Origin of the sequence: Polynucleobacter sp. AP-Reno-20A-A9 (assembly GCF_018882085.1) — a bacterium.
GTDB lineage: Bacteria > Pseudomonadota > Gammaproteobacteria > Burkholderiales > Burkholderiaceae > Polynucleobacter.
On the sequence record NZ_JACVPB010000001.1, the window covers coordinates 94,134 to 114,005 of the forward strand.

Annotated in this window: 33 protein-coding genes; all 33 read left to right on the forward strand. The window is 45.6% G+C overall.

What is annotated here, in order from left to right; genetic code table 11:
- Position 1: 1 nt before the first annotated feature.
- The 33 genes from fusA (at position 2) to dsbD (ending at position 19,866) form a co-directional block, all read left to right on the forward strand.
- Positions 2 to 2,104: an elongation factor G gene (gene fusA, locus ICN39_RS00460; protein ID WP_216232212.1), complete on the forward strand. Its 2,103-nt coding sequence runs from the start codon at positions 2 to 4 to the stop codon at positions 2,102 to 2,104.
- Between the two features lie 50 nt (positions 2,105 to 2,154).
- On the forward strand, positions 2,155 to 3,345 hold the full coding sequence (tuf, locus tag ICN39_RS00465; RefSeq protein WP_216232206.1) for an elongation factor Tu: 1,191 nt from the start codon (positions 2,155 to 2,157) through the stop codon (positions 3,343 to 3,345).
- Between the two features lie 109 nt (positions 3,346 to 3,454).
- Positions 3,455 to 3,766 (forward strand): 30S ribosomal protein S10, encoded by a 312-nt coding sequence (rpsJ, locus tag ICN39_RS00470; RefSeq protein WP_011901899.1) that lies wholly within the window; start codon positions 3,455 to 3,457, stop codon positions 3,764 to 3,766.
- A gap of 197 nt (positions 3,767 to 3,963) precedes the next feature.
- Positions 3,964 to 4,620 (forward strand): 50S ribosomal protein L3, encoded by a 657-nt coding sequence (gene rplC / locus ICN39_RS00475; protein ID WP_011901900.1) that lies wholly within the window; start codon positions 3,964 to 3,966, stop codon positions 4,618 to 4,620.
- A gap of 11 nt (positions 4,621 to 4,631) precedes the next feature.
- Complete coding sequence (gene rplD, locus ICN39_RS00480) at positions 4,632 to 5,252, forward strand: 50S ribosomal protein L4 (RefSeq protein WP_011901901.1); 621 nt, start codon at positions 4,632 to 4,634, stop codon at positions 5,250 to 5,252.
- The gene (gene rplW / locus ICN39_RS00485) at positions 5,249 to 5,563 is read left to right on the forward strand and encodes a 50S ribosomal protein L23 (protein ID WP_072582065.1); all 315 of its coding nucleotides are present in this window, start codon (positions 5,249 to 5,251) and stop codon (positions 5,561 to 5,563) included. Before rplD ends, rplW begins: the two co-directional genes overlap by 4 nt.
- A gap of 2 nt (positions 5,564 to 5,565) precedes the next feature.
- Positions 5,566 to 6,396 carry a 50S ribosomal protein L2 gene (rplB, locus tag ICN39_RS00490; protein WP_215362450.1) on the forward strand — a complete coding sequence of 277 codons (831 nt, stop codon included), beginning with the start codon at positions 5,566 to 5,568 and terminating at the stop codon, positions 6,394 to 6,396.
- Between the two features lie 19 nt (positions 6,397 to 6,415).
- Entirely contained in the window at positions 6,416 to 6,694 is a 279-nt protein-coding gene (gene rpsS / locus ICN39_RS00495; RefSeq protein WP_046329379.1) for a 30S ribosomal protein S19, read from the forward strand.
- A gap of 7 nt (positions 6,695 to 6,701) precedes the next feature.
- Positions 6,702 to 7,034 (forward strand): 50S ribosomal protein L22, encoded by a 333-nt coding sequence (rplV, locus tag ICN39_RS00500; protein WP_215392687.1) that lies wholly within the window; start codon positions 6,702 to 6,704, stop codon positions 7,032 to 7,034.
- Between the two features lie 8 nt (positions 7,035 to 7,042).
- Positions 7,043 to 7,870, forward strand: a complete 828-nt coding sequence (rpsC, locus tag ICN39_RS00505) for a 30S ribosomal protein S3 (protein WP_072582068.1) — start codon at positions 7,043 to 7,045, stop codon at positions 7,868 to 7,870.
- 2 nt (positions 7,871 to 7,872) lie between these two features.
- Positions 7,873 to 8,286, forward strand: a complete 414-nt coding sequence (rplP, locus tag ICN39_RS00510) for a 50S ribosomal protein L16 (protein WP_011901907.1) — start codon at positions 7,873 to 7,875, stop codon at positions 8,284 to 8,286.
- Between the two features lie 14 nt (positions 8,287 to 8,300).
- Positions 8,301 to 8,495 carry a 50S ribosomal protein L29 gene (gene rpmC, locus ICN39_RS00515; RefSeq protein WP_215362451.1) on the forward strand — a complete coding sequence of 65 codons (195 nt, stop codon included), beginning with the start codon at positions 8,301 to 8,303 and terminating at the stop codon, positions 8,493 to 8,495.
- Between the two features lie 12 nt (positions 8,496 to 8,507).
- Positions 8,508 to 8,777 (forward strand): 30S ribosomal protein S17, encoded by a 270-nt coding sequence (rpsQ, locus tag ICN39_RS00520; RefSeq protein WP_011901909.1) that lies wholly within the window; start codon positions 8,508 to 8,510, stop codon positions 8,775 to 8,777.
- A 182-nt stretch (positions 8,778 to 8,959) separates the two neighbouring features.
- Positions 8,960 to 9,328 (forward strand): 50S ribosomal protein L14, encoded by a 369-nt coding sequence (gene rplN / locus ICN39_RS00525; RefSeq protein ID WP_015420241.1) that lies wholly within the window; start codon positions 8,960 to 8,962, stop codon positions 9,326 to 9,328.
- A gap of 9 nt (positions 9,329 to 9,337) precedes the next feature.
- Positions 9,338 to 9,646, forward strand: coding sequence for a 50S ribosomal protein L24 (gene rplX, locus ICN39_RS00530; RefSeq protein WP_114692179.1), 309 nt, complete (start codon positions 9,338 to 9,340; stop codon positions 9,644 to 9,646).
- Positions 9,647 to 9,662: 16 nt separating this feature from the next.
- Positions 9,663 to 10,205, forward strand: coding sequence for a 50S ribosomal protein L5 (gene rplE, locus ICN39_RS00535; protein ID WP_015420243.1), 543 nt, complete (start codon positions 9,663 to 9,665; stop codon positions 10,203 to 10,205).
- Positions 10,206 to 10,214: 9 nt separating this feature from the next.
- Positions 10,215 to 10,520 carry a 30S ribosomal protein S14 gene (gene rpsN / locus ICN39_RS00540; protein WP_071464445.1) on the forward strand — a complete coding sequence of 102 codons (306 nt, stop codon included), beginning with the start codon at positions 10,215 to 10,217 and terminating at the stop codon, positions 10,518 to 10,520.
- A gap of 24 nt (positions 10,521 to 10,544) precedes the next feature.
- Positions 10,545 to 10,940, forward strand: a complete 396-nt coding sequence (rpsH, locus tag ICN39_RS00545) for a 30S ribosomal protein S8 (protein WP_011901914.1) — start codon at positions 10,545 to 10,547, stop codon at positions 10,938 to 10,940.
- A 10-nt stretch (positions 10,941 to 10,950) separates the two neighbouring features.
- A complete protein-coding gene (rplF, locus tag ICN39_RS00550) occupies positions 10,951 to 11,484 on the forward strand; it encodes a 50S ribosomal protein L6 (protein ID WP_071464447.1) in 534 nt (177 codons plus the stop codon).
- Positions 11,485 to 11,497: 13 nt separating this feature from the next.
- Positions 11,498 to 11,851: a 50S ribosomal protein L18 gene (gene rplR, locus ICN39_RS00555; RefSeq protein WP_046329386.1), complete on the forward strand. Its 354-nt coding sequence runs from the start codon at positions 11,498 to 11,500 to the stop codon at positions 11,849 to 11,851.
- Positions 11,852 to 11,869: 18 nt separating this feature from the next.
- Positions 11,870 to 12,388 (forward strand): 30S ribosomal protein S5, encoded by a 519-nt coding sequence (rpsE, locus tag ICN39_RS00560; RefSeq protein ID WP_011901917.1) that lies wholly within the window; start codon positions 11,870 to 11,872, stop codon positions 12,386 to 12,388.
- 24 nt (positions 12,389 to 12,412) lie between these two features.
- Positions 12,413 to 12,601, forward strand: a complete 189-nt coding sequence (gene rpmD, locus ICN39_RS00565; protein WP_216232213.1) for a 50S ribosomal protein L30 — start codon at positions 12,413 to 12,415, stop codon at positions 12,599 to 12,601.
- Between the two features lie 27 nt (positions 12,602 to 12,628).
- Positions 12,629 to 13,069, forward strand: coding sequence for a 50S ribosomal protein L15 (gene rplO, locus ICN39_RS00570; RefSeq protein ID WP_071464448.1), 441 nt, complete (start codon positions 12,629 to 12,631; stop codon positions 13,067 to 13,069).
- A gap of 17 nt (positions 13,070 to 13,086) precedes the next feature.
- Positions 13,087 to 14,424, forward strand: coding sequence for a preprotein translocase subunit SecY (secY, locus tag ICN39_RS00575; RefSeq protein ID WP_216232214.1), 1,338 nt, complete (start codon positions 13,087 to 13,089; stop codon positions 14,422 to 14,424).
- A gap of 4 nt (positions 14,425 to 14,428) precedes the next feature.
- Positions 14,429 to 14,647 (forward strand): translation initiation factor IF-1, encoded by a 219-nt coding sequence (gene infA / locus ICN39_RS00580; protein ID WP_068320132.1) that lies wholly within the window; start codon positions 14,429 to 14,431, stop codon positions 14,645 to 14,647.
- A 35-nt stretch (positions 14,648 to 14,682) separates the two neighbouring features.
- Positions 14,683 to 14,799: a 50S ribosomal protein L36 gene (rpmJ, locus tag ICN39_RS00585; protein WP_012357167.1), complete on the forward strand. Its 117-nt coding sequence runs from the start codon at positions 14,683 to 14,685 to the stop codon at positions 14,797 to 14,799.
- A 24-nt stretch (positions 14,800 to 14,823) separates the two neighbouring features.
- Positions 14,824 to 15,189, forward strand: coding sequence for a 30S ribosomal protein S13 (rpsM, locus tag ICN39_RS00590; RefSeq protein WP_216232215.1), 366 nt, complete (start codon positions 14,824 to 14,826; stop codon positions 15,187 to 15,189).
- Positions 15,190 to 15,207: 18 nt separating this feature from the next.
- Positions 15,208 to 15,615, forward strand: coding sequence for a 30S ribosomal protein S11 (gene rpsK, locus ICN39_RS00595; RefSeq protein WP_015420254.1), 408 nt, complete (start codon positions 15,208 to 15,210; stop codon positions 15,613 to 15,615).
- Positions 15,616 to 15,733: 118 nt separating this feature from the next.
- On the forward strand, positions 15,734 to 16,357 hold the full coding sequence (gene rpsD, locus ICN39_RS00600; RefSeq protein ID WP_072582071.1) for a 30S ribosomal protein S4: 624 nt from the start codon (positions 15,734 to 15,736) through the stop codon (positions 16,355 to 16,357).
- A gap of 23 nt (positions 16,358 to 16,380) precedes the next feature.
- On the forward strand, positions 16,381 to 17,361 hold the full coding sequence (gene rpoA, locus ICN39_RS00605; RefSeq protein ID WP_215321281.1) for a DNA-directed RNA polymerase subunit alpha: 981 nt from the start codon (positions 16,381 to 16,383) through the stop codon (positions 17,359 to 17,361).
- 16 nt (positions 17,362 to 17,377) lie between these two features.
- Positions 17,378 to 17,770 (forward strand): 50S ribosomal protein L17, encoded by a 393-nt coding sequence (gene rplQ / locus ICN39_RS00610; protein ID WP_072582073.1) that lies wholly within the window; start codon positions 17,378 to 17,380, stop codon positions 17,768 to 17,770.
- A 69-nt stretch (positions 17,771 to 17,839) separates the two neighbouring features.
- Positions 17,840 to 18,190, forward strand: coding sequence for a divalent-cation tolerance protein CutA (gene cutA, locus ICN39_RS00615; RefSeq protein ID WP_215321282.1), 351 nt, complete (start codon positions 17,840 to 17,842; stop codon positions 18,188 to 18,190).
- Complete coding sequence (dsbD, locus tag ICN39_RS00620; RefSeq protein WP_216232216.1) at positions 18,187 to 19,866, forward strand: protein-disulfide reductase DsbD; 1,680 nt, start codon at positions 18,187 to 18,189, stop codon at positions 19,864 to 19,866. Before cutA ends, dsbD begins: the two co-directional genes overlap by 4 nt.
- The last annotated feature ends 6 nt before the right edge of the window (positions 19,867 to 19,872 follow it).

Here is a 19,872-nt window from a genome sequence, read left to right on the forward strand (position 1 = left end):
AGTGGCACGTAAAACCCCTATCGACAAATACCGCAATATCGGTATTTCTGCGCACATTGACGCAGGTAAGACAACAACAACAGAACGCGTTTTGTTCTACACCGGTGTTAATCACAAAATTGGTGAAGTGCATGATGGCGCTGCAACCATGGACTGGATGGAGCAAGAGCAAGAGCGTGGTATCACGATTACTTCTGCTGCTACTACAACGTTCTGGAAGGGCATGGCTGGTAATTTTCCAGAGCACCGTATCAATATTATTGATACCCCAGGACACGTAGACTTCACGATTGAGGTTGAGCGTTCAATGCGCGTGTTGGATGGCGCTTGCATGGTTTACTGTGCGGTAGGTGGTGTACAGCCACAATCTGAAACTGTTTGGCGTCAAGCTAACAAGTATCAAGTTCCACGTTTAGCATTCGTTAACAAGATGGACCGTACTGGTGCGAACTTCTTTAAGGTCTATGACCAGATGAAGTTACGTCTCAAAGCAAACCCAATCTTGATCCAAATTCCTATTGGCGCTGAAGAGAATTTCAAAGGCGTTGTGGACTTGGTCAAAATGAAGGCCATCTATTGGGATGAGGCTTCACAAGGTACTAAATTTAGCTACGAAGAGATTCCTGCTGAATTAAAGGCGTCTGCTGATGAGTGGCGCGAAAAGATGGTTGAAGCCGCCGCTGAAAGTTCAGAAGAGTTGATGGAGAAGTATCTCGGTGGCGAAGAGTTGACCGAAGAAGAAATCAAAAAAGCATTGCGTCAACGTACGATTGCTAATGAAATCATTCCAATGATGTGCGGAACTGCTTTCAAAAACAAAGGCGTTCAAGCGATGTTGGATGCAGTAGTTGAGCTGCTGCCTTCCCCATTAGATGTTCCTCCAGTTCCTTGCGAATTGGAAGATGGCACGCCTACAACACGTAAAGCTGATGATGCTGAGAAGTTCTCTGCACTGGCATTTAAGATCATGACAGACCCATTCGTTGGTCAGCTCATCTTCTTCCGTGTTTACTCAGGCGTAATGAAATCAGGTGACACAATCTACAACCCAATCAAGGGCAAGAAAGAGCGTGTTGGACGTTTGTTGCAGATGCACGCAAACCAACGTGAAGAAATTAAAGAAGTTTATGCAGGCGATATCGCTGCTGCAGTTGGTCTAAAAGACGCAACTACTGGCGAAACATTGTGTGATCCAGATAGCATCGTAATTTTGGAGCGCATGGTATTCCCAGAGCCAGTGATCTCTCAAGCTGTTGAGCCTAAGACAAAACCAGACCAAGAAAAAATGGGTCTTGCTTTGAATCGTTTGGCACAAGAAGATCCATCATTCCGCGTTAAAACTGATGAAGAGTCTGGCCAAACTATTATTTCCGGAATGGGCGAGCTCCACTTGGAAATTTTGGTTGACCGTATGCGTCGTGAGTTTGGTGTTGAAGCAACTGTTGGTAAGCCACAAGTTGCCTATCGCGAAACCATTCGTAAAGTTTGCGAAGAAATCGAAGGTAAGTTTGTTAAGCAGTCTGGTGGTCGCGGTCAATACGGTCACGTAGTATTGAAGCTTGAGCCACAAGAGCCAGGCAAAGGTTTTGAATTCATTGACGCTATTAAAGGCGGTGTAGTTCCGCGTGAATACATCCCTGCGGTAGAAAAAGGAATTCGCGAAACATTGAATTCCGGTATTTTGGCTGGCTATCCAGTTGTAGATATCAAAGCAACATTGTTCTTCGGTTCGTACCATGACGTTGACTCCAATGAAAACGCATTTAAGATGGCGGGTTCTATGGCTTTCAAAGACGGTATGCGTAAAGCATCCCCTGTGTTGCTTGAGCCGATGATGGCTGTTGAAGTAGAAACACCAGAAGATTTCATGGGTAACGTAATGGGTGATCTTTCATCCCGTCGCGGTATTTTGCAAGGTATGGATGACATTCCAGGCGGCGGTAAGATCGTTCGTGCTGAAGTGCCGTTGGCAGAGATGTTTGGTTACTCAACTGGCTTGCGCTCGTTGACCCAAGGTCGCGCTACCTACACCATGGAATTTAAGCATTATTCCGAAGCACCGAAGAACGTTGCTGAAGCAGTTATGGCTGCTAAAGCGAAGTAATTTATCCACATTAATTTTGAATATTGACTAGCTAAAGAAGGCAGACAAAAATGGCAAAAGAAAAATTCGAGCGGACAAAACCGCACGTAAACGTAGGCACCATCGGTCACGTTGACCACGGTAAAACCACATTGACAGCAGCAATCGCAACCGTGCTTTCTAAAGCATTCGGTGGCGAAGCTAAAGCATACGATCAGATCGATGCTGCTCCAGAAGAAAAAGCACGTGGTATTACGATTAATACTGCGCACGTTGAGTATGAGACAGCGAATCGTCACTACGCACACGTGGATTGCCCAGGACATGCTGACTACGTTAAGAACATGATTACTGGTGCTGCTCAGATGGACGGCGCAATTTTAGTTTGCTCTGCTGCTGACGGCCCAATGCCACAAACACGTGAGCACATCCTCTTGGCACGCCAAGTTGGTGTTCCTTACATTGTCGTTTTCTTGAACAAGTGCGACATGGTTGATGACGCTGAATTGCTCGAGTTAGTTGAAATGGAAGTTCGTGAGCTTTTATCTAAGTACAACTTCCCTGGCGATGACACCCCAATTATTCAAGGTTCTGCTAAGTTAGCTCTTGAAGGCGACGAAGGCCCATTGGGTAAAGAAGCCATCATGAAATTGGCTGAAGCATTAGACACCTATATCCCAACTCCAGAGCGTGCTGTTGACGGCGCGTTCTTGATGCCAGTAGAAGACGTGTTCTCTATCTCCGGTCGCGGTACTGTTGTAACAGGCCGTATCGAGCGCGGTATCGTTAAAGTAGGCGAAGAGATCGAAATCATCGGTATCAAGCCAACAATCAAAACTACATGTACTGGTGTTGAAATGTTCCGCAAATTGCTCGACCAAGGTCAAGCAGGCGATAACGTTGGTATCTTGTTACGCGGTACAAAACGTGAAGAAGTTGAGCGCGGCCAAGTATTGGCTAAGCCAGGTTCAATCACCCCACATACTCACTTTACAGCCGAGGTTTACATCTTGGGTAAAGATGAAGGTGGTCGTCATACTCCATTCTTTAACAACTATCGTCCACAGTTTTACTTCCGTACAACGGACGTAACTGGTTCAATCGAGTTGCCAAAAGATAAAGAAATGGTTATGCCTGGTGATAACGTGACTATTACCGTAAAACTCATCGCTCCTATCGCGATGGAAGAAGGTTTACGTTTTGCGATCCGTGAAGGTGGCCGTACTGTTGGCGCCGGCGTGGTTGCAAAGATTTTGGCTTAAGTAGTAAAAATATTTAGCGGTTTGCTAACCGGTGACATCAGTGCTGCTGATGTCACCGTGCTCTTTAGAAATATAACGTGGCAGCACCACAACGCTCTTTGGAATTAATATGCAAAACCAAAAAATTCGTATTCGCCTTAAAGCATTTGATTATCGTTTGATCGACCAGTCTGCAGCTGAAATCGTAGATACAGCTAAGCGTACTGGTGCAGTTGTTAAGGGTCCAGTACCTTTGCCAACCCGTATTGAGCGTTTTGATATCTTGCGTTCACCACACGTGAACAAGACATCACGTGATCAGTTAGAGATCCGTACCCATCTCCGTTTGATGGATATTGTTGATCCTACCGAGAAAACTGTAGATGCTTTGATGAAATTAGACCTCCCAGCGGGTGTGGACGTCGAAATTAAGTTGCAGTAATTTGTTATTTCCGGTCTTTTCGCTTGTCAAGATCGGGTTTTCAGGATAGAATCTAAGGCTTCGCTCAATTAATTGAGCGAAAACCTTAGTTTTATAAGCATTGCAAACGTTGTAACTTATTGATTTAGAAGTACTTTTACTTGTAAATCACTTAAATTAATTTTGCCGACCAATCGAAGTCGGCGTGGAGCATGAATATGAGCTTAGGCTTAATCGGCCGCAAGGTCGGCATGACCCGTCTATTTACGGACGAAGGGGATTCAATCCCTGTAACCGTAATTGACGTGAGCGACAACAGAATCGCTCAAATCAAGACCCAGGCAACTGATGGCTATGATGCTATTCAGTTGGCACATGGCACACGTAGAGCTACTCGCGTTACCAAAGCAATGGCTGGTCACTTCGCCAAAGCAGGTGTAATGGCTGGTAACGGTCTTAACGAATTCCAATTAGACGCAGCAAAAATCGCGGAAATGACACCAGGACAAGTTATTCCTGCTGATACTGCTTTTACTGCTGGTCAAAAAGTGGACGTACAAGGTGTGTCTATCGGTAAGGGCTACGCAGGTACCATCAAGCGTTATCACTTCGCTTCTGGTCGTGCATCCCACGGTAACTCACGTTCACATAACGTACCAGGCTCTATCGGTATGGCGCAAGATCCAGGACGTGTTTTCCCTGGTAAGCGTATGACCGGTCACTTGGGTGACGTTACACGTACAGTTCAAAATTTAGTCATCGCACGCATTGATGCAGAACGTAATCTCATCATGGTTAAAGGCGCTATTCCAGGTGCCCCAGGCGGTAAAGTTATTGTTACTCCAGCGGTTAAAACACCGTTGAAGAAGAAATAAGGAGAGCGAATATGGAACTTAAGCTTCTCCAAGACAACGGTACTTTAGGTGCAGGCGTACAAGCTTCACCAGAAGTATTCGAACGTGAATATAACGAAGCATTGGTACACCAAGTTGTAGTGGCTTACCAAGCAAATGCACGTAGTGGTAACCGTGCACAAAAAGACCGTGAGCAAGTTAAGCACACTACTAAGAAGCCTTGGCGTCAAAAAGGTACTGGTCGTGCACGTGCTGGTATGAGCTCTTCCCCGCTGTGGCGTGGAGGTGGTCGTATATTCCCGAATTCACCTGAAGAAAATTTCAGCCAAAAAGTAAACAAGAAAATGTACCGCGCTGGTATGAGATCTATTTTGTCTCAGTTGGCCCGCGAAGGTCGTTTGAATGTTGTTGATCAATTTTCTCTTGACGCTCCAAAAACTAAAGTTTTAGCTGACAAAGTTAAAGCAATGGGCTTGGATTCAGTCTTGATCATTGTTGATCAGGTTAGCGAGAATTTGTACTTGGCATCACGTAACTTGCATAAAGTTGCTGTATGTGAGCCACAGCACGCTGATCCATTAGCTTTGGTTCAATACAAAAAAGTATTGGTAAGCAAAGCTGCGATCGCAAAAATTGAGGAGTTGCTGAAATGAGCCAAGTCCGTAAAAACGATCACAACCTAATGAGAGTCCTACTTGGACCGGTTATCTCTGAAAAAGCCACTATGGTTGCAGAGAAAAACGAACAAGTAGTGTTCCAAGTAGCTCGCGACGCAAACAAGCTCGATGTAAAACAAGCAGTTGAATTGCTCTTCAAAGTGCAAGTTGACTCAGTTCAAATCGTGAATCAAAAGGGTAAGCCAAAGCGCTATGGCCGTTTTGAAGGTCGTCGTGACCACACTAAGAAGGCCTATGTAAGCTTGAAGCCAGGTCAAGAAATTAACTTTGAAGCGGAGGCGAATTAATCATGCCTTTGATGAAGACAAAACCGACCTCACCAGGTCGTCGTTCAATGGTCAAGGTGGTCAATCCTGACCTGCATAAAGGTAAGCCCTTTGCAGCGTTAGTAGAGCCACAATTCCAAAAAGCGGGTCGTAACAATAATGGTCACATCACTACCCGTCATAAAGGTGGTGGGCATAAGCATCACTATCGTGTAGTTGATTTCAAACGCAACGACAAAGATGGCATTCCAGCAAAAGTAGAACGCTTGGAATACGATCCAAACCGCAGTGCAAATATTGCATTGATCGTGTTTGCTGATGGTGAGCGTCGCTATATTCTTGCTGCAAAAGGCATGACTGTTGGTCAGGCATTGATGAGTGGCTCAGAAGCCCCAATCAAGTCTGGTAACAACTTGCCAATTCGCAACATTCCAGTTGGTAGCACAATTCACTGTGTAGAAATCATGCCAGGTAAGGGTGCTCAAGTTGCCCGTTCAGCTGGTGGTTCTGCAGTATTGCTAGCTCGTGAAGGCGTATACGCTCAAGTGCGTTTGCGCTCTGGTGAAGTTCGCCGCGTTCTGATTGACTGCCGCGCCACTATTGGCGAAGTTGGCAACGAAGAGCATAGCTTGCGTGTTATCGGTAAAGCTGGTGCAAATCGCTGGCGTGGTATTCGCCCAACCGTTCGCGGTGTGGCAATGAACCCAGTAGATCACCCGCACGGTGGTGGTGAAGGTAGAACTGGCGAAGGCCGTGTACCTGTATCCCCATGGGGCACGCCAACCAAAGGTTATCGTACACGTCGCAATAAGCGTACAACTTCGATGATCGTTCAACGTCGTCAAAAACGTTAAGCGATAAGGATAAATAGATATGACACGTTCAGCCAAAAAAGGCCCATTTTGCGAAGCCAGCTTAGTAAATAAAGTTGAAGTCGCTCAAGCCAACAAAGACAAAAAACCGATCAAAACATGGTCACGCCGTTCAACAATCCTCCCAGACTTTATTGGTCTGACGATTGCTGTACATAACGGTCGTCAACACGTTCCGGTATATGTATCAGAAAACATGGTGGGTCATAAGTTAGGCGAATTTGCCTTGACCCGCACTTTCAAAGGTCACGCTGCTGACAAGAAAGTAACGAAGAAGTAAGGGGATGATGATGGAAGTTAAAGCTATTCACAAGGGTGCCCGCATTTCTGCGCAAAAGACACGTTTGGTCGCCGACCAAATTCGTGGTTTGCCAATTGCTCGCGCATTAAACATTTTGAATTTCAGCCCCAAGAAAGCTGCCTTCATTGTGAAAAAAGTAGTTGAGTCTGCAGTGGCCAACGCTGAACACAATAAAGGTGCTGATATTGATGAGCTCAAGGTTTCGACAATTATTGTTGATAAAGGTACTTCCTTGAAGCGCTTCACAGCACGCGCTAAGGGTCGTGGTAATCAAATTGAAAAACAAACATGTCACATTACCGTGACCTTGAGTAACTAAGGAAAGATATGGGACAAAAGATAAACCCAACCGGATTCCGACTCGCGGTAACGAAGAATTGGACATCACGTTGGTATGCAAACAATACTGACTTCGCAAAGATGTTGAAAGAGGACGTAGATGTCCGCATCTATCTCAAGAAGAAGTTGAAGAATGCATCTGTAAGTAAGGTTGTGATTGAGCGTCCTGCAAAGAATGCCCGCATCACTATCTATAGCTCACGTCCAGGTGTTGTAATCGGTAAAAAAGGCGAAGATATTGAAGTGCTCCGCCGCGAATTGCAAAAGCGCATGGGTGTTCCAGTTCACGTGAATATCGAAGAAATTCGTAAGCCTGAAGTTGACGCGCAATTGATTGCTGACTCTATTACTCAACAGTTAGAGAAGCGCATCATGTTCCGCCGTGCAATGAAGCGTGCAATGCAAAACGCAATGCGTCTTGGCGCACAAGGCATCAAAATCATGTCATCAGGTCGTTTGAATGGTGCTGAGATTGCTCGTCGTGAATGGTACCGTGAAGGTCGTGTTCCACTTCATACATTGAAGGCTGATATCGACTACGCAACATCAGAAGCTGAAACAACATACGGCATCATCGGTGTAAAAGTTTGGGTATACAAGGGCGACACATTGGGTCGTGGTGCAGAAGCTCAAGTAGCTGCTCCATCAGCTGAACCAGCTGCCGAAGAAAAGAAAACTCGTCGTGCGCCAAGCAAGACAGCTGCTCGTAAACCAGCTGCTGGCACAGACAAGCCATTAGTTGCTGCTAAACCAGCAGTAAAGCGTGTGCGTAAGGTTGAAACACCAGCCGCAGATACGCAGAAGTCAGGAGAGTAAGCATGCTACAACCAAAGCGTCGCAAGTATCGTAAGGAACAAAAAGGCCGTAACACTGGCGTGGCAACACGCGGTAGTTCTGTAGCCTTTGGTGACTTTGGATTGAAGGCCGTTGGTCGTGGTCGTTTGACTGCACGCCAAATCGAGTCTGCACGTCGTGCAATGACTCGTCACATTAAACGTGGTGGCCGTATTTGGATTCGTATTTTCCCAGATAAGCCAATTTCACAAAAACCTGCTGAAGTACGTATGGGTAACGGTAAAGGTAATCCAGAGTACTACGTAGCTGAAATTCAACCAGGCAAAGTGCTTTACGAGATGGACGGTGTTGATGAGCAATTGGCGCGCGAAGCTTTCAAGCTTGCTGCTGCTAAGTTGCCTTTACAGACCACTTTCGTGATTCGCCACTTAGGTTGATCGGGATAGAGATTATGAAAAATACAGAATTAGCTTCAAAAGATCTGACAGCTTTAAATGCAGAGTTAACCGAGTTGCTTAAGACCGGTTTCAAGCTCCGCATGCAAAAAGGCACTCAGCAACTCACAAATACCAGCCAATTGGGTAAAAATAAGCGCGACATCGCTCGTGTGAAGACTTTTATCGCCCAAAAGACTGCACAGAAATAAGGAAAAAGGGATATGACAGAATTATCTAAACCCTTGCGCCGCACCCTCGTGGGCCGTGTTGTTAGTGACAAAATGCAAAAAACTGTGACGGTGTTGGTTGAGCGTCAAGTGAAGCATCCCGTGATTGGTAAGTACGTTGGCCAGTCCAAAAAGTACCATGCTCATGACGAAGCTGGCACATACAAGATGGGTGATACCGTTGAAATTGCTGAATCTAAGCCAATTTCACGCACTAAATCTTGGGTTGTGACCCGTTTGGTTGAGGCTTCAAAAGGTATTTAAAGAAATATTGGGGATTTTGGTGAAGTTTCTTCCCAAACCCCTTTTTTCGTAGTAGAATAGAAGGCTTCTCTGGTTTTATTGGAGAAGCAGTGTTTTTCATTAATTCCGGGTTTTAACTTTCGTTAAAGCCCATAGACGGAACCAAGACTGTTTGCCTTTGGCCAATAAGTTGGGGATTAGAAATGATACAAACCGAAAGTAGATTACAGGTTGCCGATAACACAGGCGCCAGTGAAGTTTTGTGCATCAAGGTATTGGGCGGCTCTAAGCGTCGTTACGCCAGTATCGGTGATGTCATCAAAGTGACTGTAAAGTCCGCTGCTCCACGTGGCCGTGTAAAAAAAGGTGATATTTATAACGCCGTAGTAGTGAGAACTGCTAAGGGTGTTCGCCGTCCAGATGGTTCATTGATTAAATTCGATGGCAACGCTGCGGTATTGCTCAACGCTAAGTTAGAGCCAATTGGCACACGTATCTTTGGACCAGTGACGCGCGAGTTGCGTACTGAAAAGTTCATGAAGATCGTTTCTCTCGCCCCCGAAGTTATTTAAGAGGCTGATATGAAAAAAATTCGTAAAGGTGATTCCGTAGTTCTGTTGACTGGCCGCGATAAGGGCAAGCAAGGAACTGTTACAGCCGTTCTCGAGAACAAATTAGTGATCGAAGGCGTAAACATTTATAAAAAGAGCGTTAAGCCAAATCCAGCAGCCGGTATTACTGGCGGCATGATTGACAAGACGATGCCTGTTCACATTTCTAATGTGGCTGTGGTTGACGGTAACGGCAAACCATCACGTGTTGGTATCAAACTCGTGGATGGTAAAAAGCAGCGTTTCCTCAAAACCACTGGCGCAACTTTAAGCGCATAAGGGGCACGGAGAAATTATGAGCACACGTTTTCAAGAGCACTATCAAGCTAAAGTTGTTGCAGATTTGATCGCCAAGTTTGGTTACAAGTCTGTAATGGAAGTTCCACGTATCACTAAGGTAACCCTGAACATGGGCTTAGGCGATGCAGTGAACGACAAGAAGATTATCGAAAATGCAGTTGGCGATTTAACTAAAGTTGCGGGCCAAAAGCCCGTAGTAACTAAAGCTAAAAAAGCAATTGCAGGTTTCAAAATTCGTCAAGGTTACCCAATCGGTGCCATGGTGACATTGCGCGGTCAGCGCATGTACGAATTCTTGGATCGTTTCGTTACTGTTGCATTGCCACGCGTACGCGACTTCCGCGGTATCTCTGGTAAAGCATTTGATGGCCGTGGTAACTACAATATCGGCGTTAAAGAACAGATCATTTTCCCTGAAATCGAATACGACAAGATTGATGCCCTCCGTGGTCTCAATATTAGTATTACGACGACTGCTAAAACCGACGAAGAAGCAAAAGCTTTGTTGGCAGCATTTAAATTCCCTTTCCGCAATTAAGAGGCTAACGTGGCAAAACTATCCCTAATTGAGCGCGAGAATAAGCGCGCAAAAACTGTAGAGAAGTACGCTGCCAAGCGTGCTGAACTCAAAGCGATCATTGCTGATCAATCACGCAGCGATGAAGAGCGCTATGAAGCTCGCTTGAAACTACAGGCACTTCCACGTAACGCAAGCCCGATTCGTCAAAGAAATCGTTGTTCATTAACCGGTCGACCACGTGGCACATTCCGTAAATTCGGTTTGGCTCGTAGCAAGATTCGTGAAATCGCCTTCCGTGGCGAAATCCCCGGTTTAACCAAGGCCAGCTGGTAAGCGGCGAAAGAATTAGGAGAACTCATGAGTATCAGCGATCCAATCGCCGACATGTTGACAAGGATCCGCAATGCGCAAGCAGTGCAGAAACCCGTAGTCTTGATGCCGTCGTCAAAAGTAAAAGTAGCCATCGCAAAAGTTTTGCAAGATGAAGGCTATATCGAAAGTTTTGAAATCAAAGGTGAGGCAGCTAAGCCAGTGCTCCACATCGATCTCAAATACTATGCAGGCCGTCCTGTTATTGAGCGTATTGACCGTGTATCAACACCAAGTCTGCGTATCTATAAAGGTCGCCATGACATTCCAGAAGTAATGAATGGCTTGGGCATTGCAATTATTTCAACCCCTCAAGGCGTAATGACAGACCGTAAAGCACGTGCAACAGGCGTGGGCGGCGAAGTTATTTGCTACGTAGCTTAAGGAGCGAAATATGTCCCGCGTAGGTAAATCACCAATTACAGTTCCTAAAGGCGCTGAAATCAGCATCAACGGTGCAAACGTTACAGTTAAAGGTCCCTTGGGCACTTTGACACACAACTTGCATCCTTCTGTTGGTTTGAAACAAGAAGATGGCGTATTGACAGTTGTTTTAAATAACGACTCACCAGAAGCTGGTGCACAGTCAGGTACAGCCCGTGCTTTGGTTAACAACATGGTTGTTGGCGTAACTGCTGGCTTTGAGCGCAAGCTCAGCTTGGTAGGCGTTGGTTATCGTGCTGCTGCTCAAGGTGAAACATTGAAATTGCAGTTGGGTTTCTCGCACGACATTATTTACAACCTGCCAAAGGGTGTGAAGGCTGAGACTCCAACTCAAACTGAAATCATTATCAAAGGTTCCAACAAGCAGCAAGTTGGCCAGGTCGCAGCTGAAGTTCGCGCATACCGTTCACCAGAGCCATACAAAGGCAAGGGCGTTCGCTACGTGGATGAGGTTGTGCATCTGAAAGAAACTAAGAAGAAGTAAGCGAGATTAGAAAATGAATAAAGACGAATCCAGACAAAGACGCGCTAGGCAGACTCGTATTCGCATTGCCGAAGCATTGGCAAATCGCTTAACAGTTATCCGTAGCAATACTCATATTTCTGCCCAGGTTTATAGCCCATGCGGAACCAAAGTTGTAGCAGCTGCTTCAACAATGGAAAAAGATTTGCGCCAAGCGATCAAAAACGGCGGCAACGCTGAAGCGGCTAAACAAATCGGCAAATTAGTTGCTGAGCGTGCTGTTAAGGCAGGCATTGTTGATGTTGCATTTGATCGTTCCGGTCATCGTTATCACGGCCGTATTAAGGCCTTAGCTGAAGCTGCGCGTGAAGCCGGCCTGAAGTTCTAATAGGGTTTAGGAAAAAACATGGCAAAAATGCAAACTAAGATGCAAAACGAAGAGCGTGATGATGGTCTTCGCGAGAAGATGATCGCTGTTAATCGTGTAACTAAAGTGGTTAAGGGTGGTCGTATTCTCGGCTTCGCTGCACTCACTGTAGTTGGCGATGGCGATGGCCGCATCGGCATGGGTAAAGGCAAATCAAAAGAAGTTCCAGTTGCCGTTCAAAAAGCAATGGACGAAGCTCGTCGTAAGATGATCAAAGTAACTTTGCGTAAAGGTACTTTGCAACACACTGTTACTGGTCAACACGGCGCGTCACGCGTTTTGATTTCTCCAGCTAAAGACGGTACTGGAATTATTGCTGGCGGCCCAATGCGCGCAATTTTTGATGTAATGGGCGTAACTAACGTGGTTGCTAAGTCACTTGGCTCTACAAACCCATACAACTTGGTTCGTGCAACCATTGATGGTTTGAGCAAGATGAGTACTCCTGCTGAGATTGCTGCTAAGCGCGGTAAGTCAGTTGAAGAGATTCTCGGCTAAGACCAAAAGATTAGGAATCTACAAATGACAACAACTAACTCCAAACTCAAACTGCAATTAGTACGCAGTTTGATCGGTACACGCGAAAGCCACCGTGCAACTGTACGAGGCTTAGGCCTTCGTCGTATCAATTCAGTTTCTGAATTGGAAGACACTCCAGCTGTTCGCGGCATGATTAATAAAGTTTCTTATCTAGTTAAAGTCGTTGGCTAATAACTAGCAAGTAAATAGGCGAAGAATATGCAACTCAACACAATTAAACCTGCAGAAGGCTCTAAGAAAAACCGTCGTCGCGTTGGACGTGGCATCGGTTCCGGTCTTGGTAAAACTGCCGGCCGTGGTCACAAAGGTCAAAAATCCCGTTCTGGTGGTTTCCACAAGGTTGGATTTGAAGGCGGTCAGATGCCTATGTATCGTCGTTTGCCAAAACGCGGTTTCGTGTCTTTGACACGTCGTCACGTTGGTCAAATTACATTGAATGATTTAGCAAAAATCAATTTACCAGAAGTAGACTTATTGGTATTGAAGGCTCATGGCTTCGCTGGTGAGCAAATCAATGCGGTTAAGGTCATCAAGACTGGCGAACTCAAGATTGCTGTAACCCTCAAAGGTATTACAGCAACTGCCGGCGCAAAAGCAGCTATCGAAGCGGCTGGCGGCAAATTGGTTGAGTTGGTTTAATAGGTCTTTTAGCAAATATGGCATTAGCACCTACCAATAACGCAAGTACTGCAGCATCAGGCGGCAAGTTTGGCGAATTACGCCAACGCTTAGTCTTCCTGGTGTTGGCTTTGCTCGTGTTCCGTTTGGGTGCTCATATTCCAGTTCCTGGAATTGATCCAGACCAATTGGCACAGTTATTCTCCGGCCAAAAAGATGGCATCTTGGGAATGTTCAATCTATTCTCAGGCGGCGCTTTATCTCGCTTTACTGTATTTGCCTTGGGCATCATGCCGTATATTTCTGCATCGATCATCATGCAGTTGATGACGATCGTTGTTCCTTCTTTGGAGTCATTAAAAAAAGAAGGTCAAGCAGGTCAACGCAAGATTACTCAGTACACACGCTACGGCACTGTGTTCTTGGCTACATTCCAAGCATTAGGTATCTCTGTTGCTTTGCAAGCTCAACCAGGTTTGGTTATCAATCCAGGTTTGATGTTTGAGTTGAATACTGTAGTTACATTAGTGACTGGCACAATGTTCTTAATGTGGCTTGGCGAGCAAATTACTGAGCGTGGCTTGGGTAACGGCATCTCAATCATTATTTTTGGCGGTATTGTTTCTGGCTTGCCTAATGCATTAGCTAGCTTGTTAGAGTTGGTGCGCACTGGCTCAATGAATATTATTTCTGCTCTGCTGATTGTTGTGATCGTAGTAGCGGTGACTTATTTTGTGGTGTTTGTGGAGCGCGGTCAGCGTCGTATTTTGGTGAACTACGCTAAACGTCAAGTTGGCAACAAGATTTATGGTGGCCAATCTTCTTACTTCCCATTGAAGTTAAATATGGCAGGCGTTATTCCACCAATTTTTGCTTCATCGATTATTTTGTTCCCTGCAACGATTGCTGGCTGGTTTACATCAGGCGAGCCAACCAATATGTTCAGCAGAATTATTAAAGATTTAGCGGCGACTCTGGCCCCAGGCCAACCTGTGTACACCATTCTGTACGCAGCTGCGATTATTTTCTTCTGTTTCTTCTATACCGCATTAGTATTTAACAGCCGTGAGACTGCTGAGAACTTGAAGAAGAGCGGTGCATTTGTTCCTGGTATTCGTCCAGGCGACCAAACAGGGCGTTACATCGATAAGATCTTGGTGCGTTTAACTTTGGCTGGTGCAATTTATATGGTTCTGGTTTGTTTGTTGCCAGAATTCTTGGTGTTGAAGTACAACGTGCCCTTTTATTTCGGCGGCACTTCATTGTTGATTATTGTTGTTGTTGCAATGGATTTCATGGCTCAAGTTCAGTCATTCGTAATGCAACAGCAGTACGGCTCTTTGATGAAGAAAGCCAACTTTAAGATGGGCGCTTAACTGAATGTCTAAAGACGATGTAATTCAGATGGCGGGAGAAGTTGTAGAAAATTTGCCGAACGCAATGTTTCGCGTGAAGCTGGAAAACGGACATGTGGTTCTAGGGCACATTTCCGGAAAGATGCGGATGCACTATATCCGCATTTTGCCGGGAGATAAGGTGACGGTGGAGATGACTCCTTACGACCTAACGCGCGCCAGAATCATTTTCCGCGCGAAGTAAAGATTAAGAAGTACCTATTTTTTTAGAGGTGAGTTATGAAAGTTTTAGCATCCGTTAAGTGTATTTGCAGAAATTGCAAGATCATTAAGCGCAAACGCGTTGTGCGCGTGATCTGTTCTTCAGACGCACGTCATAAGCAGCGTCAAGGCTGATCTGGTTAATTAAGAGGAAATCTCATGGCACGTATCGCTGGGGTAAATATCCCAAATCATCAACATACTGTTATCGGTTTAACAGCAATTTTTGGCATTGGCACAACTCGTGCACGCAAAATTTGTGAAACCACAGGTGTTGCAATCGACAAAAAAGTTAAAGACCTTACTGACGGTGACTTGGAAAAGTTGCGTGATGAAGTAGGTAAAATCATTACTGAAGGTGACCTTCGTCGTGAAGTAACTATGAGCATCAAGCGTTTGATGGACTTAGGTTGCTACCGCGGTGTGCGTCATCGTAAGGGCTTGCCTGTACGTGGTCAACGTACTAAGACTAACGCGCGTACCCGTAAGGGCCCACGTAAGTCTGGCGTGCAACTGAAGAAATAATCAAGAAAGTTTATTGACATGGCAAAACAACAATCCGCTTCCGCCGCTTCACAGCGCGCTCGTAAGAAGGTTAAAAAGAACGTTGCTGACGGTATTGCACACGTTCACGCTTCTTTTAACAACACCATTATTACGATCACTGATCGTCAAGGAAATGCGCTTTCATGGGCAACATCTGGCGGCCAGGGCTTCAAAGGCTCACGTAAATCAACACCTTTTGCTGCTCAGGTAGCTGCAGAAGTTGCTGGTAAGACAGCCATTGAATGCGGTATCAAGAACTTGGAAGTTCAGATCAAAGGCCCAGGCCCAGGTCGTGAATCAGCAGTTCGCGCATTGAACTCATTGGGCATCAAGATCACTGAGATTCAAGACGTTACTCCAGTTCCACACAATGGTTGCCGTCCTCCTAAGCGTCGTCGTATTTAAGCTTGGAAGTTGGCAGTACAACAGTTTTAGTAGTTTTTTATTAAAGCCCACCGTTCATCTGAATTAAAGGGTGAACTCACCGTCGGTCGAAAGGCTGCGGCAAAGAAAGGAAAGCATCGTGGCACGTTACTTAGGGCCTAAGGCCAAATTAGCACGTCGGGAAGGTACCGACTTATTTTTAAAGAGCGCACGTCGCGCCCTGTCAGACAAGTGCAAGTTAGATACTAAGCCTGGTCAACATGGCCGTACATCTGGCTCAAGAACATCTGATTACGGTAATCAATTGCGTGAAAAGCAAAAGGTTAAGCGTATGTACGGAATTTTGGAGCGTCAGTTCCGCCGTTACTTCGCAGAGGCTGAGCGTCGCAAGGGTAATACTGGTTCAACATTGCTTCAGTTGTTGGAATCACGCCTTGATAACGTTGTTTATCGTATGGGTTTTGGCTCTACTCGTGCTGAAGCACGTCAGTTGGTTTCCCACTGTGCAATTTTGCTCAATGGTAGCCCTGTAAATATTCCATCAATTCAGGTTAAACCTGGTGATGTAGTTGCTATTCGTGAAAAAGCGAAGAAGCAAGCGCGTATTACAGAATCACTCAATTTGGTTGGACAAATGGCAGCTGTTACTTGGGTTTCAGTTGACGCAGCTAAGCTCGAGGGAACATTTAAGCAAGTGCCTGACCGTGAAGATATTAGCGGTGAAATTAATGAAAGTTTGATCGTCGAATTGTATTCACGCTAATTAGGCACTCTCAAGGAAAAAATATGCAAACAAATTTGCTCAAGCCAAAGATTATTTCTGTTGAAGCGCTTACCGCCAACCAAGCTAAGGTTGTTATGGAGCCATTCGAGCGTGGCTATGGTCACACACTCGGAAATGCATTACGTCGTGTGCTGTTGTCCTCGATGGTTGGTTATGCGCCAACTGAAGTAGCTATTGCTGGTGTTGTTCATGAGTACTCCACATTGGATGGAGTTCAAGAGGACGTAGTAAACCTCTTGTTGAACCTCAAAGGTATCGTATTTAAGTTGCAGTCACGTGATGAAGTTACTATCAATTTGCGTAAAGAAGGTCCAGGCGTTGTTACAGCAAAAGATATCGACTTGCCACATGATGTAGAAATCATGAACCCTGACCATGTGATCGCTCACTTGTCAGCTGGTGGCAAATTGGACATGCAGATCAAGGTTGAAAAAGGCCGTGGTTATGTACCTGGTAACGTTCGTCAGTACAGCGACGAAGCTACTAAGATCATTGGTCGTATTGTGTTGGATGCCTCATTCAGCCCAGTAAGCCGTGTAAGCTATGCTGTTGAGTCTGCTCGTGTTGAACAACGTACCGACCTCGATCGTTTAGTTATGACTATCGAAACAAATGGTGTGTTGTCTCCTGAAGAAGCTATCCGTCAAGCAGCTAGTATCTTGGTTGACCAATTAGTAGTATTCGCAGCTCTTGAGAGCAGCGAAGTTTCTGGTGATTTAGCACCAAGCCGCTCATCAATGGTTGATCCAATGTTGATGCGTCCGGTTGATGATCTCGAGCTCACAGTTCGCTCTGCAAACTGCTTGAAAGCTGAGAACATTTACTACATCGGTGACTTGATTCAACGTACAGAGAATGAATTGTTGAAGACGCCTAATCTAGGTCGCAAATCTTTGAATGAAATTAAAGATGTTTTGGCGGCTCGTGGCTTAAGTCTTGGCATGAAACTCGAAAGCTGGCCTCCAGCTAACCTCGAGAAATAATTAGAAAGGAAGCATCATGCGTCACGGAAACGGCTTACGCAAACTAAACAGAACATCATCACATCGCTTGGCGATGCTGCGCAACATGTCCAATTCACTTTTGGAGCACGAGGTCATTAAAACGACTTTGCCAAAAGCAAAAGAATTGCGCATGGTTGTTGAGCCCTTGATTACCTTAGGTAAAAAAGACAACTTAGCAAACCGTCGCTTAGCATTCAATCGCACACGTGATCGCGATATCGTAGCCAAACTCTTTACAGAGCTGGGTCCACGTTACGCAACACGTCCAGGTGGCTATCTTCGTATTTTGAAGTTTGGCTTCCGTCATGGCGACAATGCGCCAATGGCCTTGGTTGAGTTAGTAGATCGCCCAGAAGTTGAAGAAACAGCAGTAACTGAAGAGGCTTAAGTCTCGGTGTTACGGTAAAAAGCCAGGCTTCGGTCTGGCTTTTTTCATTTATCAGGTTATAAATACAGAATGTCTGAAAACTCCCTAGCCAATTCCAGCAAGCTTTTGGTGGTGCTTACGAGCCTTCCTAATTTAGAGGTTGCCACAGCCTTGGCAAGAGCCTTGGTGGAGAGAAATTTCGCCGCTTGTGTGCAGCTTACGGAGGGTATTCAATCAATTTATCGCTGGAAGGGTAAAGTTTGCGAGGAGCATGAAGTATTGCTTTCTGCGAAAACTATCGCAAGTAAATGGCTGGAAATTTCCAGCTTTATTCAAGAACAGCATCCTTATGACCTGCCGGAAATATTGGCCTTTTCCCCTGAGCAATATGAAAAGCAATACGGCAAGTGGGTACAGTCTGAGGTAAATTCGAAGTCATGAGAATGTATTCCTTTGTAGCAAGGATCTTTGCCCTATTTTTATTCCTGTCCGCGCAAGTTTTTGCTGCGCCGGATTTCTTGCCCCCAGAGAAAGCGTTCCGAGTGGAGGCTTCTTGGTTAGAAAATTCCAATCAAGTGGAGCTGGAATTTTTGCCTGCTAAAGGCTATTACATCTACCAAGAATCTTTAAAGTTCCAAGCGGGCACGCAGGCCGAGAAGCTAAGCAATATAGGGCCTTCATTGCCATCAGGCGTGGTGAAGTTTGATGAAACTTTTCAGAAAAAACTGCAAGTTTATAAAGAACCCTTCCTAGTACTTTTAGATGTAAAGCCTGCCGATGGCAAGCCGATCCATGTAGCTGTAACACTGCAAGGTTGCGCCGAGGCAGGCATTTGCTATCCACCTATGACCCTGAAATTTTTACTCGCCGGTCCTGGGGTTAAAGTAGCTCCGATTCCAGATGCTTTAGATGGCATGCCTTTATCTAGCTCCCACGTTGGCGGCGAATTCGGCTTGGCCGATTTATGGCGTGAGCGTGATGACGTCAATGCTATTGGTCGCTTTTTAGAAAGCACTTCAACTGCTTATTTATTTCTAGCTTTCTTTGTATTGGGGCTTGCGCTCGCTTTTACACCCTGCGTCCTTCCCATGTTGCCTATTTTGTCGAGCGTTATCTTTGGTACTCAAGACGGTAAGGCTGTAACCAAGGGGCGTGCCAGTATCTTAGCGCTAGCCTATGTCTTGGGTATGGCGTTGGTATACGCCTTGGCAGGTGTGCTTATGGCGGCCCTTGGTGGGAGCGTACAGCGTGCATTGCAGAGCCCCTTTGCATTAGCTGCTTTTGCCCTACTACTTTTGGCCCTTTCAGGCAGTTTGTTTGGTTTGTATGACCTACGGTTGCCGCAATCATGGCATCACCATGTAGATCGGTTGGCAGGGCGCCAAAAGGGCGGCAATGTATTTGGTGCTTTTGCTTTGGGGGGTATTTCTACTTTAGTAGCCAGCCCCTGTATTACAGCGCCCCTGGCAGGCGTTTTAGCCTTTATTGCGCAAACCGGCTCTATGAGTCTAGGCGCAGGACTCCTTTTTGTAATGGCCCTAGGAATGGGGCTACCACTATTCTTTATTGCGATTGAGGCCCGCATTCTGATTCCATCCACGGGTATTTGGATGGTTTATTTACAGCGTACCTTGGGAGTTCTTCTGGTCGCCACGGCAGCATGGATTGCCTCGCCATTGCTCCAGAAGAATGATGTTGCAGGAACCACAAAAACAGTCAATGGTCAGCGCATTCATCAAGTGGGTGATTTATCTCTTGTAGTGATTCATTCCCCTGCAGAGTTAGATGCGCAATTAAGCAAAGCTCGAGAAGAAAAGAGATTGGTTCTCCTGGATTTTTATGCAGACTGGTGTATTAGCTGTAAAGAAATGGAAGTAAATACCTTTACAAATCCAGAGGTAAATAAAGAGTTAAAACAGTTTGTATTATTGCAAGCGGACGTTACTGCAAATAGCCCTGAGAACCAGGCATTACTTAAGCGCTTTGGATTATTTGGTCCCCCCGGAATTCTGATCTTCAATCAAAATTCAGAAGAGCTAAAAGACCAACGTGTGATTGGCTATATGCCACCGCAGCGTTTTATTGAGCGCTTAAAAAAATCAGCAAGCGCCCAATAGAAAATA

What these genes read in the sequence shown, in the direction of transcription:
- rplD (WP_011901901.1), top strand. Translation starts at nt 4,632, where the DNA reads ATGGAACTTAAGCTTCTCCAAGACAACGGTACTTTAGGTGCAGGCGTA.
- rpmD (WP_216232213.1), top strand. Translation starts at nt 12,413, where the DNA reads ATGACAACAACTAACTCCAAACTCAAACTGCAATTAGTACGCAGTTTG.
- secY (WP_216232214.1), top strand. Translation starts at nt 13,087, where the DNA reads ATGGCATTAGCACCTACCAATAACGCAAGTACTGCAGCATCAGGCGGC.
- rpsH (WP_011901914.1), top strand. Translation starts at nt 10,545, where the DNA reads ATGAGTATCAGCGATCCAATCGCCGACATGTTGACAAGGATCCGCAAT.
- rplR (WP_046329386.1), top strand. Translation starts at nt 11,498, where the DNA reads ATGAATAAAGACGAATCCAGACAAAGACGCGCTAGGCAGACTCGTATT.
- rpsQ (WP_011901909.1), top strand. Translation starts at nt 8,508, where the DNA reads ATGACAGAATTATCTAAACCCTTGCGCCGCACCCTCGTGGGCCGTGTT.
- rplW (WP_072582065.1), top strand. Translation starts at nt 5,249, where the DNA reads ATGAGCCAAGTCCGTAAAAACGATCACAACCTAATGAGAGTCCTACTT.
- rpsS (WP_046329379.1), top strand. Translation starts at nt 6,416, where the DNA reads ATGACACGTTCAGCCAAAAAAGGCCCATTTTGCGAAGCCAGCTTAGTA.
- rpmC (WP_215362451.1), top strand. Translation starts at nt 8,301, where the DNA reads ATGAAAAATACAGAATTAGCTTCAAAAGATCTGACAGCTTTAAATGCA.
- tuf (WP_216232206.1), top strand. Translation starts at nt 2,155, where the DNA reads ATGGCAAAAGAAAAATTCGAGCGGACAAAACCGCACGTAAACGTAGGC.
- rpsE (WP_011901917.1), top strand. Translation starts at nt 11,870, where the DNA reads ATGGCAAAAATGCAAACTAAGATGCAAAACGAAGAGCGTGATGATGGT.
- infA (WP_068320132.1), top strand. Translation starts at nt 14,429, where the DNA reads ATGTCTAAAGACGATGTAATTCAGATGGCGGGAGAAGTTGTAGAAAAT.
- dsbD (WP_216232216.1), top strand. Translation starts at nt 18,187, where the DNA reads ATGAGAATGTATTCCTTTGTAGCAAGGATCTTTGCCCTATTTTTATTC.
- rplX (WP_114692179.1), top strand. Translation starts at nt 9,338, where the DNA reads ATGAAAAAAATTCGTAAAGGTGATTCCGTAGTTCTGTTGACTGGCCGC.
- rpmJ (WP_012357167.1), top strand. Translation starts at nt 14,683, where the DNA reads ATGAAAGTTTTAGCATCCGTTAAGTGTATTTGCAGAAATTGCAAGATC.
- rplN (WP_015420241.1), top strand. Translation starts at nt 8,960, where the DNA reads ATGATACAAACCGAAAGTAGATTACAGGTTGCCGATAACACAGGCGCC.
- rpsK (WP_015420254.1), top strand. Translation starts at nt 15,208, where the DNA reads ATGGCAAAACAACAATCCGCTTCCGCCGCTTCACAGCGCGCTCGTAAG.
- rplO (WP_071464448.1), top strand. Translation starts at nt 12,629, where the DNA reads ATGCAACTCAACACAATTAAACCTGCAGAAGGCTCTAAGAAAAACCGT.
- rplV (WP_215392687.1), top strand. Translation starts at nt 6,702, where the DNA reads ATGATGGAAGTTAAAGCTATTCACAAGGGTGCCCGCATTTCTGCGCAA.
- rplB (WP_215362450.1), top strand. Translation starts at nt 5,566, where the DNA reads ATGCCTTTGATGAAGACAAAACCGACCTCACCAGGTCGTCGTTCAATG.
- rplC (WP_011901900.1), top strand. Translation starts at nt 3,964, where the DNA reads ATGAGCTTAGGCTTAATCGGCCGCAAGGTCGGCATGACCCGTCTATTT.
- rpoA (WP_215321281.1), top strand. Translation starts at nt 16,381, where the DNA reads ATGCAAACAAATTTGCTCAAGCCAAAGATTATTTCTGTTGAAGCGCTT.
- rplE (WP_015420243.1), top strand. Translation starts at nt 9,663, where the DNA reads ATGAGCACACGTTTTCAAGAGCACTATCAAGCTAAAGTTGTTGCAGAT.
- rpsC (WP_072582068.1), top strand. Translation starts at nt 7,043, where the DNA reads ATGGGACAAAAGATAAACCCAACCGGATTCCGACTCGCGGTAACGAAG.
- rplQ (WP_072582073.1), top strand. Translation starts at nt 17,378, where the DNA reads ATGCGTCACGGAAACGGCTTACGCAAACTAAACAGAACATCATCACAT.
- rpsJ (WP_011901899.1), top strand. Translation starts at nt 3,455, where the DNA reads ATGCAAAACCAAAAAATTCGTATTCGCCTTAAAGCATTTGATTATCGT.
- rplF (WP_071464447.1), top strand. Translation starts at nt 10,951, where the DNA reads ATGTCCCGCGTAGGTAAATCACCAATTACAGTTCCTAAAGGCGCTGAA.
- cutA (WP_215321282.1), top strand. Translation starts at nt 17,840, where the DNA reads ATGTCTGAAAACTCCCTAGCCAATTCCAGCAAGCTTTTGGTGGTGCTT.
- rplP (WP_011901907.1), top strand. Translation starts at nt 7,873, where the DNA reads ATGCTACAACCAAAGCGTCGCAAGTATCGTAAGGAACAAAAAGGCCGT.
- rpsM (WP_216232215.1), top strand. Translation starts at nt 14,824, where the DNA reads ATGGCACGTATCGCTGGGGTAAATATCCCAAATCATCAACATACTGTT.